General features: G+C 43.7%; 25 protein-coding genes, 1 riboswitch and 1 other annotated feature. Of the genes, 9 read left to right on the forward strand and 16 right to left on the reverse strand.

All coding sequences use genetic code 11. From position 1 onward, the window contains the following. Positions 1-66: 66 nt before the first annotated feature. From IGK85_RS10775 to IGK85_RS10815, 9 genes are read right to left on the reverse strand one after another with little or no spacing between them, the layout of a single operon-like run. Positions 67-696, reverse strand: coding sequence for a V-type ATP synthase subunit D (locus IGK85_RS10775; RefSeq protein WP_008378868.1), 630 nt, complete (start codon positions 694-696; stop codon positions 67-69). Beyond that, positions 677-2074 carry a V-type ATP synthase subunit B gene (locus IGK85_RS10780; RefSeq protein ID WP_008378870.1) on the reverse strand — a complete coding sequence of 466 codons (1398 nt, stop codon included), beginning with the start codon at positions 2072-2074 and terminating at the stop codon, positions 677-679. The genes IGK85_RS10775 and IGK85_RS10780 overlap by 20 nt, the downstream gene beginning before the upstream one ends. Continuing rightward, complete coding sequence (locus tag IGK85_RS10785; protein WP_008378873.1) at positions 2058-3845, reverse strand: V-type ATP synthase subunit A; 1788 nt, start codon at positions 3843-3845, stop codon at positions 2058-2060. The genes IGK85_RS10780 and IGK85_RS10785 overlap by 17 nt, the downstream gene beginning before the upstream one ends. A gap of 15 nt (positions 3846-3860) precedes the next feature. Further along, positions 3861-4169: a V-type ATP synthase subunit F gene (locus IGK85_RS10790; protein ID WP_005225570.1), complete on the reverse strand. Its 309-nt coding sequence runs from the start codon at positions 4167-4169 to the stop codon at positions 3861-3863. After that, complete coding sequence (locus IGK85_RS10795) at positions 4159-5145, reverse strand: V-type ATPase subunit (protein WP_008378876.1); 987 nt, start codon at positions 5143-5145, stop codon at positions 4159-4161. The genes IGK85_RS10790 and IGK85_RS10795 overlap by 11 nt, the downstream gene beginning before the upstream one ends. Before the next feature lie 3 nt (positions 5146-5148). Then, positions 5149-5733 carry a hypothetical protein gene (locus tag IGK85_RS10800; protein WP_008378878.1) on the reverse strand — a complete coding sequence of 195 codons (585 nt, stop codon included), beginning with the start codon at positions 5731-5733 and terminating at the stop codon, positions 5149-5151. 13 nt (positions 5734-5746) lie between these two features. Beyond that, positions 5747-6217, reverse strand: a complete 471-nt coding sequence (locus tag IGK85_RS10805) for a V-type ATP synthase subunit K (RefSeq protein ID WP_005225567.1) — start codon at positions 6215-6217, stop codon at positions 5747-5749. Continuing rightward, positions 6214-8175 carry a V-type ATP synthase subunit I gene (locus tag IGK85_RS10810; protein ID WP_008378881.1) on the reverse strand — a complete coding sequence of 654 codons (1962 nt, stop codon included), beginning with the start codon at positions 8173-8175 and terminating at the stop codon, positions 6214-6216. Before IGK85_RS10810 ends, IGK85_RS10805 begins: the two co-directional genes overlap by 4 nt. Then, positions 8153-8485 carry a hypothetical protein gene (locus IGK85_RS10815; RefSeq protein WP_008378883.1) on the reverse strand — a complete coding sequence of 111 codons (333 nt, stop codon included), beginning with the start codon at positions 8483-8485 and terminating at the stop codon, positions 8153-8155. The genes IGK85_RS10810 and IGK85_RS10815 overlap by 23 nt, the downstream gene beginning before the upstream one ends. Before the next feature lie 111 nt (positions 8486-8596). After that, positions 8597-8650: a sequence feature (sodium ion sensor (DUF1646 type); this cis-regulatory element may regulate processes involved in with the transportation of sodium ions), on the reverse strand. Between the two features lie 720 nt (positions 8651-9370). On the opposite strand from IGK85_RS10815, the gene IGK85_RS10820 reads away from it, so the two are divergent. The 8 genes from IGK85_RS10820 to IGK85_RS10855 all read left to right on the forward strand — a co-directional run bounded on the left by IGK85_RS10820 (position 9371) and on the right by IGK85_RS10855 (position 14207). Continuing rightward, positions 9371-9583 carry a hypothetical protein gene (locus IGK85_RS10820; RefSeq protein WP_008378885.1) on the forward strand — a complete coding sequence of 71 codons (213 nt, stop codon included), beginning with the start codon at positions 9371-9373 and terminating at the stop codon, positions 9581-9583. A gap of 24 nt (positions 9584-9607) precedes the next feature. Beyond that, positions 9608-10135: a GNAT family N-acetyltransferase gene (locus tag IGK85_RS10825; protein ID WP_016613544.1), complete on the forward strand. Its 528-nt coding sequence runs from the start codon at positions 9608-9610 to the stop codon at positions 10133-10135. A 57-nt stretch (positions 10136-10192) separates the two neighbouring features. After that, positions 10193-10678 carry a tetratricopeptide repeat protein gene (locus IGK85_RS10830; protein WP_008378889.1) on the forward strand — a complete coding sequence of 162 codons (486 nt, stop codon included), beginning with the start codon at positions 10193-10195 and terminating at the stop codon, positions 10676-10678. A gap of 257 nt (positions 10679-10935) precedes the next feature. Then, on the forward strand, positions 10936-11307 hold the full coding sequence (locus IGK85_RS10835; protein WP_008378891.1) for a hypothetical protein: 372 nt from the start codon (positions 10936-10938) through the stop codon (positions 11305-11307). Between the two features lie 116 nt (positions 11308-11423). Next, on the forward strand, positions 11424-12008 hold the full coding sequence (locus IGK85_RS10840) for an AAA family ATPase (RefSeq protein WP_008378893.1): 585 nt from the start codon (positions 11424-11426) through the stop codon (positions 12006-12008). Positions 12009-12111: 103 nt separating this feature from the next. Beyond that, positions 12112-12534 (forward strand): VOC family protein, encoded by a 423-nt coding sequence (locus tag IGK85_RS10845; protein ID WP_008378895.1) that lies wholly within the window; start codon positions 12112-12114, stop codon positions 12532-12534. 228 nt (positions 12535-12762) lie between these two features. Further along, complete coding sequence (locus tag IGK85_RS10850) at positions 12763-12951, forward strand: hypothetical protein (RefSeq protein ID WP_005234854.1); 189 nt, start codon at positions 12763-12765, stop codon at positions 12949-12951. 404 nt (positions 12952-13355) lie between these two features. Continuing rightward, the gene (locus IGK85_RS10855) at positions 13356-14207 is read left to right on the forward strand and encodes an Rgg/GadR/MutR family transcriptional regulator (protein WP_008378897.1); all 852 of its coding nucleotides are present in this window, start codon (positions 13356-13358) and stop codon (positions 14205-14207) included. 71 nt (positions 14208-14278) lie between these two features. On the opposite strand, the gene IGK85_RS10860 is transcribed toward IGK85_RS10855, so the two are convergent. From IGK85_RS10860 to IGK85_RS10875, 4 genes are all read right to left on the reverse strand, one after another. Beyond that, positions 14279-15505: a glycoside hydrolase family 3 protein gene (locus IGK85_RS10860; RefSeq protein ID WP_035006661.1), complete on the reverse strand. Its 1227-nt coding sequence runs from the start codon at positions 15503-15505 to the stop codon at positions 14279-14281. Between the two features lie 130 nt (positions 15506-15635). Beyond that, the gene (locus tag IGK85_RS10865) at positions 15636-16166 is read right to left on the reverse strand and encodes a folate family ECF transporter S component (protein ID WP_005234846.1); all 531 of its coding nucleotides are present in this window, start codon (positions 16164-16166) and stop codon (positions 15636-15638) included. 26 nt (positions 16167-16192) lie between these two features. Continuing rightward, a riboswitch (THF riboswitch) is annotated at positions 16193-16294 on the reverse strand. 233 nt (positions 16295-16527) lie between these two features. Further along, positions 16528-16710: a hypothetical protein gene (locus IGK85_RS10870; protein WP_005225550.1), complete on the reverse strand. Its 183-nt coding sequence runs from the start codon at positions 16708-16710 to the stop codon at positions 16528-16530. A gap of 31 nt (positions 16711-16741) precedes the next feature. Beyond that, positions 16742-18007, reverse strand: coding sequence for an MFS transporter (locus IGK85_RS10875; protein WP_008378903.1), 1266 nt, complete (start codon positions 18005-18007; stop codon positions 16742-16744). A 222-nt stretch (positions 18008-18229) separates the two neighbouring features. Between IGK85_RS10875 and IGK85_RS10880 the strand changes: the two genes are divergently transcribed. Continuing rightward, entirely contained in the window at positions 18230-18886 is a 657-nt protein-coding gene (locus IGK85_RS10880; protein ID WP_008378905.1) for a Crp/Fnr family transcriptional regulator, read from the forward strand. Positions 18887-18940: 54 nt separating this feature from the next. Here the strand turns inward: IGK85_RS10880 and IGK85_RS10885 are convergent, their stop codons facing one another. Genes IGK85_RS10885 through IGK85_RS10895 form a run of 3 tightly spaced genes read right to left on the reverse strand, consistent with a single transcriptional unit; the run spans position 18941 to position 21098 of the window. Beyond that, positions 18941-19333 (reverse strand): OsmC family protein, encoded by a 393-nt coding sequence (locus IGK85_RS10885; protein WP_005234839.1) that lies wholly within the window; start codon positions 19331-19333, stop codon positions 18941-18943. Then, a complete protein-coding gene (locus IGK85_RS10890; RefSeq protein ID WP_008378908.1) occupies positions 19330-20220 on the reverse strand; it encodes an ATP-binding cassette domain-containing protein in 891 nt (296 codons plus the stop codon). Before IGK85_RS10890 ends, IGK85_RS10885 begins: the two co-directional genes overlap by 4 nt. Continuing rightward, positions 20220-21098: an ABC transporter ATP-binding protein gene (locus tag IGK85_RS10895; protein ID WP_005234835.1), complete on the reverse strand. Its 879-nt coding sequence runs from the start codon at positions 21096-21098 to the stop codon at positions 20220-20222. Before IGK85_RS10895 ends, IGK85_RS10890 begins: the two co-directional genes overlap by 1 nt. Between the last annotated feature and the right edge of the window lies 1 nt (position 21099).

Genomic DNA, 21099 nt, shown 5'->3' on the forward strand with positions numbered 1-21099 from the left:
TTTTGCAAAAACCAATGGCTTGGTAATCCTAGTTTATTGCAGTTGTTTTTCACTTATCATACCATTTTATTTTGATTTATTCTTCACTTTGATCATTCTTGTTACGTTTGCTCGTTCATTTTCTTCCAGCCGCATTTTGATTCCATAAATGGCTTCTTCCAGCTCGGGAATCGTCAAATATTCTAGGGCATTGACGCGTCGGCGAGTACGTTCGATTTCCCCTGCCATCAATTGACAGGTCTTTTCGATTTCCGTTAGCTCCAACAGCTTCGGCATGGCGTCGGTAAAACGGGCGACCGCATTATCTAACGGAACATTGGAATTCAAAAAGCCATATTCGATCGGCGCTTGCATCACCGTATCGTCATAATCAAAATGCATCACTGGCACTTCCACACTCATGATATTTTTCGTGGATAACTCAAGGGAGACCTCAGTTGCTGGTAAAATAAACATTTCTTCAATGTATTTTTCATTGATCGTGGCATTGGCTAAGCGAAATGCCTTCATGGCACGCTGCAATTGTTCTTCTACTTCTTTACGCAAGTGGTCATTCTTTTTGATCAATTCAATAAATTGACGCATGAGTTCGTCTTGTTTGTCTTTTAATAATTTATGTCCGCGTTTGGCTGTCGCCAATTGTTTGCTGAGGCGCGACAGCTCCATGCGGGTTGGATTAACGGTTTTTTGCGCCATTGTTCTCCTCTCCCGGTAAGTATTCCGCCAGTAAGGCATCGCTGATCCGCTTCAGTTCGACTTTTGGCAGCATCGCCAACAAGTCCCACCCTAATTCCAAGGTTTCGATAATCGAACGGTTAGTGCGGTACCCTTGGTTCAAGTATTCATTTTCGAAGCGTTCCGCAAATTTGGCATAGGTTTTATCTACTTCCGACAATGCCGATTCTCCTAAAACGACTGCCAATTCCTTGGCTTGCTTTCCTTGAGCATACGCAGAAAACAACTGGTTCATCGTTGCGGCATGGTCTTTACGTGTCTTGCCTTCGCCGGTCCCTTTATCTTTTAACCGTGACAATGACGGCAAGACATCGATGGGCGGCTGGATGCCGTTTTTATACAAATCACGAGACAAGATGATTTGTCCTTCGGTGATATAGCCGGTCAAATCGGGAATCGGATGGGTTTTGTCATCTTCTGGCATGGTCAAAATCGGCAGCTGGGTCACTGAACCTTTCAAGCCGCGAATCCGTCCAGCACGTTCATATAACGTGGATAGATTGGTATATAGATACCCAGGATAGCCGCGACGTCCTGGCACTTCACGACGAGCAGAGGAGATCTCCCGCAAAGCTTCACAGTAGTTGGTCATATCCGTCATGATCACCAAGACATGCATGCCCTTTTCATAAGCCAAGTATTCGGCCGCCGTCAGTGCCATTCGGGGAGTAGCGATCCGCTCGATCGCTGGGTCATTGGCTAGATTCATAAAGACGACAGAATGGTCGATGGCACCCGTTTGACGAAAATCTTCCATGAAATATTCAGCTTCTTCAAAGGTGATCCCGATGCCAGCAAACACAACAGCGAAATCATCTTCTGAATTCAACACTTGTGCTTGACGCGCAATTTGCGAAGCCAATTCTTTATGAGGCAGACCAGATCCAGAAAAAATCGGTAGCTTTTGTCCCCGAACGAGCGTATTCAAGTGGTCGATCGATGAGATCCCCGTTTGAATAAACTCATCAGGATAATCCCGCGCTGCTGGATTGATCACTTCGCCGTTGATGTCCATAAATTTTTCTGGGACGATCTCTACTCCGCCATCTTTGCCCCGACCTAAGCCGTCAAAGACTCGCCCGATCATTTGCTCGGAAACGCCTAATTCCAAAGGATGTCCTAAAAAGCGGACCGCAGATTCCCGCAAATTGATCCCGCCGGTTCCTTCAAAAATTTGGACCAACGCTTTGTCTTCTTGGATCTCAAGTACTTGTCCTTGCCGCGTTTCTCCGTTTTGCATGCGGACTTCGATCAACTCTTCGTATTTGACACCGGAGACGCGATCGACGGCCATCAATGGTCCGACGACTTCTCCAATCGTTTTATATTCCTTGATCATCAGTGCGGTCTCCTTTCTGTAAAATTTCTTTCATCGTTGCTTTGATCTCTTGATGCAAAGCAGGAATTTTTGCTAATTCTGCTTCAGGCAGGTACTTCATACGTGCCACTTTGTCTCGCAATTCTTCGGTCCCTGCATAGATTTCTGAAAGATACGCACCTAGTGTCAACGCATCTTCCGCTTCTTTGTGGAGCAGCAAGATCGTTTCCAGCATTTTGAACTGCTTTTCACGAGAGGTAAACGTATCAACGTCGTCAAAAGCGTTTTGCTGCAAGAAATCTTCTCGCAAAGACTTGGTGGTTTCTAGCAATAACTGATCTTTTTCGGATAAAGCGTCGATGCCGACAAGTCGAACGATCTCTGACAACTCAGATTCTTTTTGCAGCATCCGCATGGCTTCTGTTACTTGTTTGGACCAATCTACTTGCATTTGTTGGTCCAAAAAGGCACCCAATTCGTTTTCGTATAAAGAATAGCTCTTCAACCAATTGATCGATGGAAAATGACGCTTTTGCGCTAAGGTGGCATCTAAGCCCCAAAAGACTTTAACGACCCGCAACGTATTTTGGGTAACTGGTTCTGAAATATCACCGCCTGATGGTGAAACAGCGCTGATGGCAGTGATGCTGCCTTCTTGATCAGAACCTAAGCAAATCGCTTTTCCAGAACGCTCATAATACTCTGCCAAGCGGCTGCCTAAGTAAGCCGGATACCCTTCATCCCCGGGCATTTCTTCCAGACGACCAGACATTTCCCGCAGTGCTTCTGCCCAACGTGAGGTGGAATCCGCCATGATCGCCACGGAATACCCCATGTCTCGGAAGTATTCCGCAATCGTGATCCCAGTATAAATCGACGCTTCCCGAGCGGCTACCGGCATATTGGAGGTGTTAGCGATCAACACGGTTCTCGCCATTAAAGATTCACCACTGCGAGGGTCGATCAACTCTGGGAACTCGTTCATTACATCGGTCATTTCATTGCCGCGTTCGCCGCAGCCGACATAGACGACTAGGTCGACATCCGCCCATTTGGCGATTTGGTGCTGAACGACAGTCTTCCCTGCACCAAAAGGTCCTGGAACGGCTGACGCCCCGCCTTTAGCGATTGGAAAGAAGGTGTCGATCACTCGCTGGCCAGTAATCATTGGTTCGACTGGATTCAGTTTTTGCTTTACAGGACGACTATGACGAACGGGCCATTTTTGCAGCATCGTGAAAGACCGTTCTCCTTTGGGTGTATCTAAAACATAAATCGTTTCATCGATCGTAAATTCCCCCGCATAAACAGCCTTGACTGTTCCTGAAACGCCATGAGGAACCATGATCTTGTGATTGATCAATGGTGTTTCTTGCACGGTGCCGATGACCATCCCGGTACTGACTGCCGCGCCGACTTCCACAGTCGGTACAAAAGGCCACTTTTTCTCATGATCCAACGCAGGCAATTGCACCCCACGCGTCAAGAAGTTGCTTTGGGTGACAGACATGAAGGTTTCTAAGGGACGTTGGATGCCATCAAACATTTGTGACATGATCCCAGGCGCCAATTCTACGGATAGCGGTTCGCCGGTGGTTTCGACTGGTTCACCAGGTCCGATCCCGGACGTTTCTTCATAGACTTGGATCGAAGCGACGTCGCCGCGCATTTCGATGATCTCACCGACCACGCCTAAATCTCCTACATAACAGATATCTTCTAAACTTGCATGGCCCATATTTTTGGCTAACACCAATGGACCGGATACTTTAATAATTGTTCCTTTTTCCACAACATCGGCTCCTCTCTATAGTATGTTTTGCCCAACTGCTTTTTCGACATTTTCTTGAATCATTCGTTTGCCGATTCCTCGGGAACCATCGTAATCAGGGATCAAGATGACTGCAGGTGTCATTTTTTGTTGGACTTTTGCTAATTCATCGGGAATCAGCTCTGCACATTTTTCAGTCAGGTAGATGATCGTACTGTTCTTCATTAATTTTGCCAGCGCCTGCTTCACTTCTTTTTCTTCCGAGGCATAGCAGACCTGAAAGCCAAATAGTTGAAAAGGAATGACGGATTCTTTCTCGCCGATCACGCCGATTTTATGAGTCATAGTGCCGCATCCTTTCTCTGATTTGTTCTTCCGTAAAGCCGCTGCGTTTGCCTACCAGCAAGATACGCAGATTTTGCAGTTCCAAAACCTTAGCATTCAAAAATGCGAGTAAAGGCAGTGGTCCTAAAGCATCCGTTTGAGCTTGACCATAGCTTTCTGTGATCAAATTGTCTTGTAAAAGTGCCAAGCCAGCAAAGTCGATCACCTGTTCATGAATCAAAGGTCGCAACACTTCCTGATAATCACTTTCTAATAAGAAGGCTAAAAAGTCGCTATAGGACGCATCCGCAAACGCTAAAAATTCTTCTTTCGGGATACTGCCGACACTCACTAGGACTGCCTCCATAAAACTGCGCGATCGTTTTTGAAGTACACAACGAGCGGCGATCGTTAGATTGGTCAGATCGATCATCTTGATTACAGCTTCTTGTAGCTCAGGGATCTTGATTTCATCTGCCAGTCGCCGTTGTTCATGTAAATACCGGCGATCGTAAATGATATCGATGCCTTGCAGCACGGCGCCGCCTTCTAAGTACTCCCGCACCTCTTGGATCGTAGTCACGATTTTCTCAGGCAATACCTCTGAGGTTCCCGTTTTGATGGCGGTCCGACACTCATCGATCGTGTAAAAACCATCTTCGATCAGTAGATGATTATAATCTTTTTTAGTGACTGACTCTTTGGTCAAGACTTTTAGATTATGGAAAGTAAAAGGCATCATATACAGTCGGAGGATCTCTTGATCAGGAACCAACTCGGCCAATTCTTTGATCGTCTTTAACAATTCTTCATCGAGATAGGTTTCGAATCGTTCATGAAAATCCGGCTTCAAATAGCGTTGATAATGGGTCTGCTGCAAGACAGCTTCGACTTCAGCAAACCCTTTTGCCGCAATCATTTGCTCGACTTCTTGCGACTTTAACAACGTCATCTCTTTCAGCCGAATGATTGGATTCAATTGATGATAGTTCCTCATGGATCAACCTCCTTGTTGTATGATCTGCAACCACCGTTCTCGGGTTTCTTTCTTGTATTCATCAAGCAGTACCTGATAGGTAAAATTGTATTGAATGCCGTTGTCATCTACCAAAAAGCCCGCTTCTGTCAATGGTGCGCCTGCTTTGATTTGATACGGTAGTTTTGATTGACAAGACGTAAGCCAAGCGGCATCTAGATGGGCTGCTTGCTCAGGACCAGCGTGGAAGGTCACCGTCCCACTGATCGGCAACTGCTGCAGCACATTTTCAGCAAATGACTGCAGCTCTTCTGGCGTCCAGGCAACCATTTTTTGATACGCTTGCTCAAAAAGTTGTGTCAGGTATTCGTTTTGTTTCACCATTTGCTGCTGCTTAGCGGCACTTGCTTGGCGATTCAGGGCTTGCTGATAATGTTTTTCGGCTTGCTTTTTTGCTTGCTGGGCACGAAGCTGCAAGTCCGACTCTTTTTTCGCCCAGTCACGTGCCATCGTTTCACTGATCCTAGCACGTTCAGCGGCAGCCAAACGTTCCCGTTTTGTCTGCGCTTCTTGGTCTAGTTCAGCAATCATTTTGTCGATTGCGTCCATACCTTCGCCCCCTTTAAATCGTTCCTAAAAGTAAGAAAGAAATAACAAAGCCTAAGATGGCATACATCTCAACCATTACTGAGAACATGACCCCTTTAAAGAAATGCTCTGGTTTCTTCGCTAAAATTTGAATCCCAGCTGCAGCGACCTTCCCTTGGGCCATTCCTGAGAATAAGCCAGTAAAGGCAACTGGCAGCGAGGCCATCAAATACGCCATACCAGTCACTGTCGACATTTCACCACTTAAGCTACCATAGATCATAAACGCAATAACGAATCCGTATAGCCCTTGCGTTCCGGGAAGTAATTGTAAAATCAAGGCTTGTCCAAACTTCTCCGGCTGATTCGTCGTTAAGGCTGCCGCTGCTTCACCAGTTTGGCCCACCCCTTTGGCTGAACCGATCCCAGAAAAGATCGTAGCGATCCCCATTCCGATAATTGCAAACACCATACCACCATTATTATTAATTAAGTAATCAATCATTTATTGTCTCCTCCATTTTCTTTATCAAAATCAACGTATTTCTCACTTGGCTTGAAGGTTTCAAATTGGCGCCCCCCACCAGTGAAAAATTTTCCGAAAAACTCTACATATTGTAAACGTGCGGCATGCACATATGCACTCAGTAACGATAAAAAGATGTTTAAAGCTTGTAGAACAACCAATAAGAGAATGCCTACAGAAAAACGAGCGGCTGGCGTCAAGTAGCCCACCAATAAGTTGAAAGCTGCTGCGATACTCCCACCGGAGATCCCTAATGCCATCAAGCGGCTGTAGCTGACAAAGTCGCCGATGTAACTGGTCACACCGTACAAGTCATACAACCCAAAAAAGAAGCCGCCCACTTTGGTTTTCCCTTTCAGAATCGGTACCACGATGATCAATAAGGCACTAAAGCCTGCTAAAATCAAGCCGACGGTTGTTAGTGCTGGGACATCGATCAAAAGATTGCCTGCGGCTGCCACTAAAAGACCACTCAAAAGTCCTAGCCACGCAAAGCCATCGTTGACTGCACCTAAAAGATCCTTTTTGCGGATATGTTCTTTGGCTGCTAAATAAAGGCCTGTAAACAGTTGGATCCCACCAAAAATCATGGATAGACCAAAGATCGCCATAAAATCTTCGGAAGGTGATAAAAGTTGGAAGGGCAATGTAGCGCCAAAGAAAGAGCCGTAGACTGCGCCCCAAATCATAGTTGGCACGGACAAAATCTGGAACAATTTCAGAAACCGTTTGGTCCCTTTGGGCAAACGCATGGCGTGCAGCCCGATCGTGGTCGCTACAGCCATTAATGCACCATAACCTAAGTCAGCCACCATCATACCAAAGAAAACATAGTAAAAGGGCGTCATCCATGGGGTTGGATCGATCTCATCGTATTTTGGCAGGCTATACATCTCCGTCAACATTTCAAAGGGTTGAATAAACGAGGCGTTTTTTAGCTTCGTTGGCACTTGATTGGCAGCAATCTCCTCTGCAGTGGGTTCTTCAAACGAATAGTAAATCTCGTTGGCAAAGGATTCTTGGACCATTTCCGCCACTAACGGTTGATCCTTTTCTGCGATCCAGCCGCGCAAGAGGGCAAAGGTCTGACCAGCTGCTAAGCGCTGTTGCATCATTGCCCGATTCTCACGAGTCAAAAACAGTTCTTCCGCTTGCTGTAACAGGATCAGCCGTTGTTTGTGCTGACTGATTTCTGTAATCAGTTCTTTGCGCTGCTGGGTCAAGGAAGTCAACGCTTGTTTCGCGTTTTGCAAAACCACTTTTGGTGATTCGGATGTTAGACCGGTTTCTTTCTTCACCCCATATCGGTGAAACAATTGGAACACTTGCTCTTCGATCGCTGCTAAAAATAGGCAGCTGAAATTGACTTTTTTTGGCTCAGAATAGATCACTTCGATATGAACCTCTTCCAATTGTCGCAAGGCTTCAGCTAGATCTTCCCAGCGTGGGCCTTCGACACGCCCAGCAAAAAAACTTGTATGAGCAGGTGCTTCGATCTCCAACGGCACGTCAAGATTTTGCCACTGTGTCGCCCATTCTTCCGTCTGCGTCGCTGCTTCGATCGCTTCGATCGTCTCTACCCAGCGCTCTTGCAAATTCTCGACTTCAACCAGCTCCGTCAATGCTGCTGCTTCATCGAAGCTTGTTTCAAAGTCCGACAGCCGCAAGGCATCTCGTTGCCATTCTATGCCTTTTTTCGCATCACCATTTTGGCGAATAAAGCGGATTGCTTCTTGCAGTCGACGAATCATTGGTTGGTGAGAAGCACCTTCTGGGGTGGCTCCTGCAAAAAATTCCCGTAGCCAAGTTTCGTTCGCTTCCTGCTCAAATACGTTCTCGATTTCAACAAACTGCATCGTTTGCAGCTTCGTCAATACCCTTTCTTGGTAGTGCTTCGGGGTGATCAACGTTAGTTTATTTAGTTTGGTTACTGCCATAAGTTCCGATCACTCCTTCAACGATCTGTTGAACCGCTTGCTCTTGGAAGCTTTGCATATTTTTTTGGTAACGATCTAACACTTGCTGGGTCTCTTTTGCCAGCTGCTGCTTTTGTGCTTCTAGTGACTGTTGCAACTGGTCTTCGACTGTTGCTTGTTCCTGAGCAAGGGCTTCTTCCAAAGCGGAAGCCCGCTCTTGCAATGCTTGTTGCTGCTGCGCTTCTTCCGACTGCAGTTCTTTTTTCAAAGCGAGCAATTGCTGTTCATTGGCTTCTTCTGCTTCTCGTAAACGAGTCAAAGCTTCTCTCATCGATTTCCCTCCCATAGTGATTTATATTCTCAACTGAAAAATAAACAAAAAAAGCATACCTCACGAAGAAGTATGCTGATAACAAAAAAAGGCCAGCATTCCTCCAAGAATGTTTGCCTCACCCCTTGGCAAACCTGATCCTTGAAGCATAAAAAATGCTCAACCTTTGTCTATTTTATTTTTCAATTCCTGAACTATTATAGCAAAAAAAAATGTTCCCTTCAAGTAGAATCGTTTTTTATGAGAAAAAGACGATTTCTACTATTGTATGTTCGCTCGTAATTCCACTGCTCTTGGCTGTCCGAATAACCATTACTATTCGTTCAGTCTCTTGGGGACTTTTCACCTAACATTTGTCAGTGATCGGATTGTTCTTACTAAATTGAAATCGGTCAAAATCAATTTAAGCCTTAGAATGGTCTGAATGAAGAACGTTGAGATTTTTTGAAAATGCTAGACATCATTTGATTGGTACCAAAAAGGAGATAACAATTCCAACAACCCGTTCGATCCCTGACAAATCTTAAGTGAGAAGTTCGCTTATTTCGCTTCTCTTTTTATCGATGGCAGCGGTTGGCCCTTTTCTTCACAAATGAAATAACCGCCTCGGTAAAGGCATGTATAAATCTTACCGGGCTCCATTGTTAGGGGAAGCCCATTTTTTAAATACATCGGTTTTCTTTCCATTGAGCTCACCTTGTCTTTCGTGGGATAATAAGTCAAAATAAAAAACAACAGCTATTTCTAATCTTATCTTCAAGATTACCAAAAAATAAACTAATTTTCTAGTTTTTAATCAAAATATCGCAACTATATTGAATATTTTATAAAAAGATGGATATTTATCCGAGAGCGTGTGTAAAGAATGAACAGGAGGAAAAAAGGATGTCAGATGAACGTTGGTTTCAAATAAGAAGAAAGCGAAACATCGAATTAGGAATTTGTTTGCTCGTCGTCCTGCCGATGGTCTATGGCTTGTGGTTTCAACTGGCTTTTTTGATCCATTACATGTCGTTTTTGTTTCTGGTTGCTGTCTTTACTGCAATCTACGAAGGAATTCGTTGTATCTGGGCTTTCATTAGAAAAAAACGATCTTGAGAAAGCTTTGCTCTGCTATAATAAATGAAACGAGCAGAGAGGAGTGCTTCTATGAAACGAATCATTATGGCTTGTGACTTACAACATACCCCCAAAGCTTTACAAGAATCCGCCCTTTCTTTTGACCCCTTTATCCCGGATTCTCGAAGTGTCGCAGAACTTTTTTATTCGGCCTATCATGAAACGACGGATGACGAAGGGGAATCGATTGCTGACTGGCAAAGAGAGCTGAGAGAGACTGCTGACGGAAAATACGGTCCCTTGAGTCCAGAGCTTTCTTTTCGGTTGCAAATGGATAATTATCCTATCGGTGCCGTAGTAACCAGCACGTTTCAAGAGCTTCCCCTGCTATTATTTGTTGTTATGAGCGCAGCCTTTAAAGGCAAAGGCTTATCCAAGCTAATGATGAATGAAGTGATCCAACGAGCAAAAGCCATGGGACTCACTCACCTTTATCTGGTAGTGACGGTTGAAAATCAGCCAGCCTACAAGCTGTATGAAGCATGCGGTTTTTCCTTTGCAGGTGAAAGCTGGGCTGATCTTTCCCCTTAGCTAGGCTCGCAAGTTATCCGTGTCATTTTCTACTATTTGAAAAGGAGCTTCGAACCAATGAATGAACGACTAGCTGCTGCGATCCAACTGCGGGCTGAAAAAAAGCTGCAACAATCAAATGAACAATTGATTCAATTAGCTGCCGAAAATCCCCAAGATGCCTTTGTCCACTACCAAACGGCTTGGAGTTATGATCTTTTAGGGGAAGAACAACAGGCAATTCCTTATTATGAACAAGCAATCGCGTTAGGTTTATCAGAAAACGACTTGCCAGATGCCTACCTAGGTCTAGGCAGCACCTATCGTGCCCTCGGCAAGTATCAAAAAGCCGAAGAAGTGTTTTTACACGCGATACAGCTGTTTCCAAAAAATCATGCTTTGCAAACCTTCTATGCCATGACACTGTTTAATCTAGCCGAGTATGAGCAAGCCGCTGAACGATTATTGACCCTGCTTGCCGAAACCTCTAGCGATCCAGACATCCAGTCTTACCGACAGGCACTTTTGTTTTATGCGGATAAACTCAATGAGACATGGGGTTAGATGTTTCCGTCGGATCAATCAAGCACTCCCTTCTCGATTAAAGAAAGGGAGTATTTCTTTTTTCCTGTCCCTTAATTACTCCTTCGCTATCAGCGCTTTGCTGAATCAATAGCCATCGACTTTCCTATGGTCCTTTTTCCTTCAATCAATACCAAACATCCATTATCGAAAATTTCGATAACAAAACCAATTGACGAGTACTGTCAAATTTGCTAATTTATCTATGCTTTTTTTATCAATATTTTGGAGGAATGACTATGCCCTTTATTGTCTATTTTTTTCTATCCTTATTGATTATTTATATTCCGACACCCACACTTTTGCTATTTTTTCAAAAACTTGCCTCCCAGCATGACAATCTGACGGCTTTTAGCAAACTTTTTCTATTATTGATGATCTTGCTGGATTATTACTTAAGCTATTATTGGTTGAAAAACTGCAAGGTCAAAAAAGCGCACTACCTTTATTTAGTCTTTGTCAATGTCTTCGAATGGCTGATCCACTTCTATCTTTATTCACGATTTGAAACGATCAATCTACTAGTCATTTTGTTGTTCCAAACCGTGCTACTATGCTGTATGATCTTTTTTCCTGTCTCGGAGAAATTTCGCTCATTCCTTTTTACCTAAAAAAAGAGCATCCTTGGTTTCCACATAAAAAATCAAGCTTCTCAATCGTTTCTTTCTAAGAACGGATTTACACGATAGCCCACCTTTGTTACGATTGATAAAAAGGATGTGTTGTGATGTCATTGATCGTCTTGATTGGCGCGCAAGCGGTAGGAAAAATGACTGTGGGGAAAGAACTGGAAAAACGGTTGGATGCAAAACTATTATTCAATCACCAGACCATTGATCTATTTGCGAATTTTCTTGGCTATAGCCCAGCAGCATTTGCTTTGTCTAATCAAACGCGGATCGAACTCTTCAAAGCCTTTGTTCATAATGAAGCCAATAATACGACAAAATCAATCATCTTTACGGTCTTGATTGATTTCGATCAAGCGGGAGATTTAGCTTTTTTACAAGAGATCGCCCAGCTATTTACCGATGCCCGACAAGAGGTCTATTTTATCGAATTAGTGGCTGATATTGAGGAACGTTTAAAGCGCAATTGCCATGAGGACCGTTTAGCCGCAAAGCCGTCAAAAAGAGCGCTGGCTTTTTCTAGAAATGAGCTTTTGTCTTCGTATGAAAACTATCGCTTAGAAAGCCTGCCACAGGAATTAACTACCCTTTTCCCAACGATTCCTTCGCTGAAAATCAACAATACCCACTTGTCACCTGATGAAGTGAGTCAAAAAATTATTGCCCATTTTTCCTTGACTTAAGTGCCAAAGAAACGCCATTATCAAGCTTTGCTTCAATACGAAAATGTCTATTGACTTTGACGCTGCGTCAAGCGGTATCCTCTAATCAAGAGGAGGTGTCAAAATGAAAGTTTATGTTATGCCAATGTTTTACCAAATGAAGACAAAAGATATTGTGCAATCATCGAAATGGTTCACAGAAATCTTGGGTTTCCAGTCATTGTATCAGTTTCGCAATCAAGAAAATCAAGTGATGATGGACCACCTGCGTCTTGCTGACTACCAAGATTTGATGCTGATTGCAGCAGAAGCGTTCACTGTTGGCGATGGGGCAATTTTGAATGTAGCGATGAATGATCTTCAGAATATCGCTCAGAAAATTCCCGCAAAGTGGATCGTGGAACCTTTGATGGAAAAGCCTTGGAATGCCCTTGAAATGACCATCAAAGACCCCAACGGTTATTTGTTTACCCTAACAGAGGCAATAAGAAAAAACGAATCAGACTTTCAAACCTTGATGGACCAAGCCAAGGATTATTTTCAATAAAAGGAACCGAGTAAGAAGAATTGCTTTCTTACTCGGTTCCTTTTTTATATAAAAACTTGATTCTGGCAGCAATGACAAAAAACGACCCTTTCCTAGATTTACCTAGCGAAACTTTTTGCCCCATCAGATGTACCAATACACCGCTTTAGTATATTTTTAAGTATTGAAGGTAATTATTAACACACCTAACTCAGAACATGTTACACTAAGCGAAAAGGGGGATTTCCTATGGAAAAGAAATCGCAGCTTCCGTGGTACAAGCGTAAAAAATTCTACCTTCCAGTTGCCGTCGTCCTCGGCGTGATTGGGTTTCTTCCCAGTCTCGTTTCTCTTTTCGGGGTATCGATCGATGATGAATTCAATCCTGATTACTATTCTGATCCGAATGAACCAATGTTTAAGAAAAAGCAAAACTGACTGTTGCGATGCCGTATGCAGTTTTTTTGACCAACAAAAAAAGAGCAATCACTCGCTGTTGTGTTTGCTCCTTTTTTAAAAGGGATTCGGCAAACCTACGCACCTTGACAGGGTAAGCTGTTTGGGGAGAGGGCGTTTGAATGCGCGAATGAACAGTAACTTATTACGTGAAACCACTTATACTTTTTTCCTGTTAAAAAATCAATTGCTAACCAATCACAAAGGATCGATTATTTGAAGAAAGAAAAAACGTTAGCCATTAGTTCTACAACTTCCCAGGGAAAACTAAAAAAATCAAACATCCATTTCTCCTCCTTTAATTGACTTTCTTCAAGTTTACCCGCAAAATAAAGCTGTAACATATTTGGACTATTTTTCCGTCCACTTTTTTTAGGAGGGATTTTTTGAAGGCCAATGACTTGTTAAAAGAGTTACGAACGGAACGAAATATCTCACAGCGAAAATTGGTTGAGAACATTTCAGAACGCAGTACACTGGCAACCTTTGAACAAAAAGGGCATCGCATCGCCTTTGATATTTTGCACCAATATTTGGACCGCTTAAATGTCACCTTAGAGGAATTTGAGTATCGCTTGGATGACAATCAAGTCAGCGAGAAAAAACAGCTATCCAAACAGTTGACCACCGCTTACTATGAAAGCAATTATTCTGAAGTACTCTCTTTGATCAACAAAGCCCAAGCACTGTATAAAACCACGAAGGATTTTTTCTATTATGTATTGTATAGTCAATTCTTTTTGATTTTAGAGAAAAAAGGCGTAGTTACCGACGAGGAAGAACGTTGCATCATCGAAGCGACCATCAAGAAATACTTGGAACGAATCGACACGTGGGGAAAGTTTGAAATCTCCTTATTTACCAATCTGCTTTTCCTTTTTTCTGACGAGTACATCTTGTATCAAATGAAACACCTGAATAAAAAAATTTTTTACAGCAATACGCTAAGTATCAATTATCAAATCTACACAAAATTGCTGACGAATGCGGCTTTCTTGTTTATCGATCGCAAAAAACCTGCCGAGTTGGCGCATGTGCTGACGTATCTAGCCGATCACCTGCCGCCGGACAATGATCGTATCCGCCTGATGATTCGTTATTTCGAAGGCATTTACGCCTTGTTCCAAGGAGATCGTACGCTGGGAATGGCCACGATTGAAAAAGCCTTGGACTATCTGCGATTTATTGGACAAGAAGCCTTTGCCAAAGAATTAGAGGTACTGGCTCATAGTATCTAAAAAAACCTGCTGCTTCCTCTCAGTAAGAGAACGACTCTCTTACACGGAGGAAACAGCAGGTTTATTTTTTCTTAAAGTAAATGCAATGCTTCTTTCCAGAGCAAAACTCGTTTGACGGAAGCATTCAAATCAGCTTCCAAATAGCGGCCATCTTCAACCGCTTGTACGACAAAGGGGATCTGTTCTTGGTAGGTAGATGAGATCACTAGATCATTTCCCGCCTGCAACGCCTGTAATGCGGCTTCATTTTGCGGAATGAACTCAGAAAGTCCTGCCATATCCAAGTCATCCGTCATGATGACCCCTTCAAAATGCAATTCATTTCGGAGCAGCTCATGCACGGGTTTTGAAATAGAGGCGGGTACAGTGTTATCGATACTATTGACAATCGTATGGGCCACCAAAATACTATCGGCACCAGCCTTGATCCCTGCGGCAAAAGGCAGAAAATCCGTTTCCCGCAGTGCAGATAGCGGGCGGTCATCGGTGACGATGGCGACATGCGAGTCACGATTGTTGCCATAGCCGGGAAAATGCTTCAAGGTTGACCCCACGTGGTGTTTCTGCAAAACATGAACCACACGTTCTACAAACGCACTCGTGCCCTGCGCATCCATGCCAATGGTTCGGTCGTAGATAAAGGACTGCGGATCAGTGGAAACATCGGCAACGGGAAACAGCCCGGCATTGATGCCATACGCTTTTAAAATTTCCGCTTTCTTTGCTGTATCTTCTTCGATCGCCGACCATCCACCTTGGGCATATAGCTGTTGTGGTGAGAGAAAACGCTGATCCGTAAGGTTCGGATTGCGGCTGATGCGAGTCACCGTGCCCCCTTCTTCATCCATACCGATCAACAGCGGAATGGCGCTGGCTGCTTGGTAATCTGAAATTTTCTGTTTCAAGCTCTCCGCCGTCTCATTTTCGGTATCACGGCCGAATAACAGATAGCCGCCAAAGTGATAGTTTTGAAGTTCTTCGATTTGATTGCTTTCAGGTACACGCACAAAAAACAATTGCCCGACCTTCTCCTCCAAACTCATCGTGGCGATTTTTTCTTCTATTGCCTCTTCTGACTGTTCTTGCGTGGAAGTTGAAACAGAAGGTGACGTGGAAATTGAGGTGGTTTCTTGGCTTGCACTGCTTTCTTCCTTTGTTTCGTCTCTCGAGCTGCTTTGCTGGATCACGGATGACTCCTCCGTTTGCTGTTTTTGCTGTTCTATCACCCACTTCATCCCTCCCATTGCTGCTAAGACCAAGAAAAGAAACAGTCCCATAGCGAGTCCTTTTTTATTCATAGGTTCACCTTCCCCTCTAAACAAGTTATTGAGAATGACTAAGCCCATCCTTAGAAAGAAAAAAGTGAACCACTGTCGAAATATTCGCAGATGATTCACTTCAATGGATGTTATCGTTCTTTTTTACTCGTTAAACGAACCGTCGGATCAGCCGTTTGTATGGTACCGCACGCCCTACGATGTAAATCAACGCAGTTTGTATCGGGAACATGATGACTGCTTTTAGCAAGCGGACCGACCAGATGGCCCAGCTTGTCAAAGGAATATTCAGCATCATAGCTAACCAAATCGGAGTTAAGATCAAGGTTATCAAAATAGTATTTAACAAGACGACCGTTGCCGCTCGTTTTAATGTGACTTCTTTCCGATAGAAGAAGTAGCCATAAATCAGTCCACCAACAAAGGCATTGATGGTAAAGCCGAAAAAGTAGGCTGATTTTGGAAAAATCACCATTCCTGCGATATCAGCTAATGACGATCCAACTGCGGTCCAAAACGGACCAAACAGCATACCCATGATCAGCTGTGGTACAAAGGAAAATGTGATTTTGATATAGGAGGTTTCAAACCCCAAGATTTGCGACAAGACCACCATTAAGGCAATCAAAAGTCCCATGACCGCAATCATGTGTGCATCGACTTTTCTTTTCATAGCGAGCATCTCCTTTTAGAGTTGCTACAAATTCATGCAGCGAATGCGAAAATAAAACCGCGAACGAATGACCGTTCTTCGTCCGAAAGGCAACATCCCATCCTTTCAGCACTTAACGCTTTATTTCCTACTCTGATTTTTATTAGGTATTACTACCCAGACACACTATAGCATACAAGCGCGGACTGCCACAATTTTTCTTACTTATTTTCTTGTACAAAATCTGCCAATGTTCGCTTTTCTTTTTTGCGCATCAAAAAAAAACGCTTTTCTTATGTGAATTTTTCTGCCACTAGTAAGTGAGCAAAAAACATTCTCAAAAAAAGCGTTCATTCTGTGTTTCTTGTTTCATTTCATGCTTTATGACAAATTATCCAATCAGATTGTCATTGATCAATACCGATTTGATGTCGCGTAATTGATGATCGATAGCTAGCTGTTCATGGGTCATCGTTGCTGTGACCTCTTTCATAGCGTGCATTTCTTCATTTAATTCGTTGATGTTCGTCACTAATTTGTTCAATGCTTCAATAATCAATTGATTGTTATCCATGGTGAAACACTCCTTTTTGTGATGGTTGAGGTCATTCTTCTTCGTTGATTGGCTGCTTCAAAGTACCAACGGCGGCAACTGCGCGTTTCGTTTTATAAAACAATTTGTATAAAACAAGAACGACGACTGGGATCAGTCCGCATAAGATGTAGATCTGCGAGTAATCAAACAGACCGTGCAAGCTTCCTAATGCATAGGGACCTACGCCTAAGCCGAGGTCCAGCCCGATGAAATAGGTGGAGAGCGCTACGCCGACACGGTGAGGATCGACCTCTTTTAGACAAACGGCTTGGCCATTCGACATGAAGGTGCCATAGCCCAAGCCGACAAAGCAACCCGCAAGCAACAACATCCAGCTGTTGCCGGTAATACTCAATAGGAAAAGACCAAGGGTCAAGAAAAGAAAGCTAGGATACATGACCGCATCTGCGCCATGGCGGTCAAATAGTTTGCCAGTCATTGGCCGTGTGAAAGTCACGGAAAGTGCATAGACGATGAAGAAAAAGGCACCGGCCGTTTCTAACCCAAGCTCACTGGCGTAGATCGACAAGAAGCCGAGAACACTGGAGTAAGCCAACCCGATCAAAAAGGCAATCCCGGAAATGAAAAAGACTTTTGGTTCGACAAAACTTTTGATGGACCATTTTTTTAGTTGTGCTCTGTGTTCTTCTGTTAATGGGATGTTTTTGACTGGGAACCAGAAACACGCGATGGCTGTTGCGATTGATAAGATGGTTGCTAACCAAATAATGAAATCAAAGCCGACGGTCGGTAATAATAGCATGCCAATAAAAGGCCCGACTGCCGCTGCTAAACTGGTACTTAATCCATAGTAATTGATCCCTTCGCCATGTTTGGAAGCTGGGATATATGCTGTGACGATCGCATTAGCCGCTGTTGAGACAGCACCATAAGCAAAGCCATTGAAAAAGCGCACAGTATCTAAAATATAAATGTTGACTGAGACCAAATAAGCAGCGGTGGTAATGACATAAAACAATATCCCCCAGCGCAAAACAGCTTTACGACCAACTAATTCTAAAATTTTTCCAACATACAAGCGAGCGATCAAGGTCCCGATAATGTAGATCCCCGCTGCCAAGCCAGCTTGTGCGGTGGATGCCCCTAACTCCTGAGTGGCAAATTTCGCAGTGATGACGACAAAACAATAATACACGAGAAAGACGATAAAATTGATCAAGGTAATCGTGATAAACCCTTTGTTCCATAGTTTTTCATTTTTGGTTGACGGCGTCGAGCTGACGACTCCTTCTTGATTGGTTTCCCTATCTGACATGTTTCTTCCATTCCTCCTGTTTGTGCTGTGATGCGTTTTACTATACCGAAACTTCCTCTGCTTGAAATGCGCTTTTGCTGTTAAAAAAGAGCATTAACAAGAAACATTAACATTTGTTATTGCTTTTTCACCAGAAATGTCTTTTAATGAAGCATGAATAGAGGAAATTTCAGATTTTTTTCAGAAAATGTTGGGTTGGCATGAAGTGAAGGAGTAACGTGGGTGGAGAAACAGATATTACGTGATTATTTAGAAAAACAAGCAATACCGGTCGTTATCCGCAAGAAAAAGAGTTACTTGACGTATGAAGGCATCCCGGATCGGTACGTCTATATTTTAAAAAAAGGCATCATCAAAACTAGCGTAGTGACCCATGAAGGGCGCGAATTCAACTTGCGCTATTTGACGGATTTCGAGATCGTCTCTTTGTTTAAAGACGAATCTTCTCAAGAAGTCGAAGCCCCTTTTAATGTGCGGGTTGAATCAGAAGAAGCCGAATTATACAAAATCGTGCGGGATCAATTTTGGGCAGATGTCAATCGTGACCGTCTGCTACAGGATTATGTCAAAGAGTATTATCGGAGAAACTTGATGGATACGATGAAAAAGATGCAGCAAATGCTGATGAACGGCAAATTTGGTGCTGTCTGTACCCAAATCAATGAGCTCTATGAAACGTTCGGAATCCAGACAACAGATGGTGTCTTGATTGACTTTGAAGTCACCAATGAGGAGATCGCTCGCTTTTGCGGCATTACCTCTGCCAGCAGTGTCAATCGAATGATGCAAAAATTACGAGAATCTGGCGCCCTAAAAAGTGTCGATCGCAAACTATTAGTGACAGATATCGACTTTATTCGGGAGAATATTATTTATTGATCAAAAAAAGACTTTGTACGCCTATTGGTTGTAGGCACACAAAGTCTTTTTCGATTAAATAAACGTCACCGTTTCCGTCACTTCGATCGCTGGATCTAATGATTGGATCACGGGACAATTTGGTGAAACGAGTTTTAGGCAACGGGTCGCTTTGTCATGATCAGCTTCGGCGATTTTCGCATAAAACTGAATTTGGATAGCACTGACTGGTTGGGCTTTTTTATTGTCGTCTCGGTCATAGCTGACTTCGATCTTTTCGATTTCTGCTTCAACCTTTGAATTCTCTAAGACAGATGCGTATACATAGCCGCCGCAAGCAGCTACCGCACTCACAAGCATTTGGACTGGCGAATAGCCTTTTTCCCGTGCTAACACCCAATTGCCAGTTGGGGTCGTCATTTCAAATTTGTCGCTTCCTTGATGGATCGTCAATGTTTCTACTGTCATCGTTTTTCTCTCCTCACAAAATGATCTGGTTCAACTTCGACCCATTCATACAATGGTGTCAAAGTAATCGTGCTTTGAATTTCCGTTTGTTCCATCGCACCTCTTGCTAACACAGGATCAGCGATCGGAGCTGCTGCTAATAATTTCTTCGTGTAAGGATGCAGCGGATTTTCAAACAAACGGTCGGTAGGTGCCAATTCAACTAATTTCCCTTGATACATGACGGCTGTTCGATCACTGATATGACGAATCACGGACAAGTCATGGGAAATGAATAAATAAGACAATGAAAACTCTTTTTGTAGACGCAGCAGCAATTGGATGATCTGAGCCTGAATGGAGACATCTAATGCCGAAGTCGGTTCGTCACACAAGACGAACGCCGGGCGATTGACCACCGCACGAGCGATACCGATCCGTTGCCGTTGTCCGCCGCTGAAACTGCGAGGCAGTTTATGAACATCATCACCGGTGATCCCGACGATCGCTAAGATTTCTTTGGCTTTCGCTCGAGCAGCATCTTTCGTTTCATGATACAACGGCTCCATCACCAGTTCAAGTGCTGTCATACGGGGATTCAATGATGAATACGGATCTTGGAAAATGATCTGCATTTGCTGATACGCTGCTTTGCGATCTTCTGCCGTCAATGCTGTTATCTCTTTGCCTTCAAAGAAAATCTCCCCGCTTGTTAAGGTCTCTAAATTTAAAATACTGCGTCCTAAAGTGGTTTTCCCACTCCCAGATTCCCCCACTAGCCCCAATGTCTCGCCCCGATGGATCGTAAGGCTGACATCTTCGACCGCTCGGACTTCACTGACAGTGCCGCGCCAGTTTTTACTGCGAAAGATTTTCGTCGCATGTTCTACGCGAATCAGTTCTTCCATTATTCTGTCACCTCCTGATTGCGCCAGACGCGATGTGTCTTAGATAGTTGCGTTTCTTGCAGTTCATCTGCCAATGTCTCATGATAGTCAAAGACTTTTAATTCGGCATGCTTGTCGCCTAAATGGGCCGCCTGCAATAATTGTTTCGTATAAGGATGTTCCGGCTGATAAAAAATTTCTTCCGTGGTTCCTTCTTCCACGACTCGGCCTTGATACATCACTTTAATAAAGTCGCACATTCCTGCAACGACCCCAAAGTCATGGGTCACAAGGACGACGGAAAGCTGGTTCTCTCTTTGCAGGTTTTTGATCAATGCCAAAATCTGTGCTTGGATCGTCACATCTAAAGCCGTTGTCGGTTCATCTGCGATCAGCAATTTCGGTTGCGCCAACAAAGCCATGGCAATCATCACCCGCTGACGCATCCCCCCAGATAGCTCATGAGGATATTGTTTCATGCGTTGTGCTGGAAAAGGTATGCCGACTTTTTCTAACTCTTTGACGGCGATTTCTTGTGCTGCTTTTTTCGATACTTTTTGTGAGCGGCGAATCACTTCGATCAAATGATAGCCAATCGTGCGCAAAGGATTTAACGAAGTCATCGGGTCTTGAAAAATCATGGCGATCGGTAATGTTCGACGATCGGTCACTGCTGCTCCTTCAAATGTATAACTGGTATAGTGATCGGTCACTTTATCAGGCAAAAGATCCATGACGCTTTTCATGGTCATACTTTTGCCGCTGCCAGATTCGCCAACGATCCCAACGACTTTGCCCTTAGGAATTACCAGATCAAGATTTTTTACTAACGGTTTCGGACCGGTTTTGCTTTGAAATGTCACATTCAACGCTTCGATCGCTAATAACTCTGTCTTCATC

This window comes from Enterococcus sp. AZ015, from assembly GCF_050499225.1.
Taxonomy (GTDB): Bacteria; Bacillota; Bacilli; order Lactobacillales; family Enterococcaceae; genus Enterococcus_D; species Enterococcus_D entomosocium.